Here is a 511-nt window from a genome sequence, read left to right as displayed (position 1 = left end):
GACAGCCTGCTGGCGCTGGGCGAGGCGATCCCCGAGGCGGATCGCCGTGAATTGCTGGAAAGCACCCGCGACGAGGCCGAGCGCCTCGACCGCTATATCCAGAACCTGCTCGACATGACCCGCCTCGGCCATGGCGGGCTAAAGCTGGCGCGCGACTGGGTGGCGCCCAGCGATATCGTCGCCAGCGCCCTGCAGCGCCTGCGCGCGGTTCTTGCGCCGTTGCAGGTCGAATGCCTGCTGCCGCCACAGCCGCCATTGCTGCATGTGCATGCGGCGCTGATCGAGCAGGCGCTGGTCAACGTGCTGGAGAACGCCGCGCGCTTCTCGCCGCCGGCCGGGCGCCTGCGCGTGGCGCTGGAATACGATGAGCAGGAGCTGCGCTTCGTGGTCGCTGATCAGGGCCCTGGCATTCCCGAGGCGGAACGGGCGAAGATCTTCGACATGTTCTACACCGCAGCGCGGGGCGATCGCGGCGGCCAGGGCACCGGTCTGGGCCTGGCGATCTGCCAGG

At 69.5% G+C, this 511-nt stretch carries 1 protein-coding gene; it reads left to right on the top strand.

Annotation, left to right across the window (positions count from 1 at the left end; all coding sequences use genetic code 11):
- Nucleotides 1–511 (top strand): sensor histidine kinase (locus tag B3P22_RS19745; protein WP_296272265.1); only part of this gene is annotated, 511 nt, incomplete at both ends.

Source organism: Pseudomonas sp. UBA6323 (assembly GCF_002439135.1).
GTDB lineage: Bacteria > Pseudomonadota > Gammaproteobacteria > Pseudomonadales > Pseudomonadaceae > Aquipseudomonas.
The sequence above is the reverse complement of the archived record's forward strand: the minus strand, read 5'-3'. Positions and strand labels throughout refer to the sequence as shown.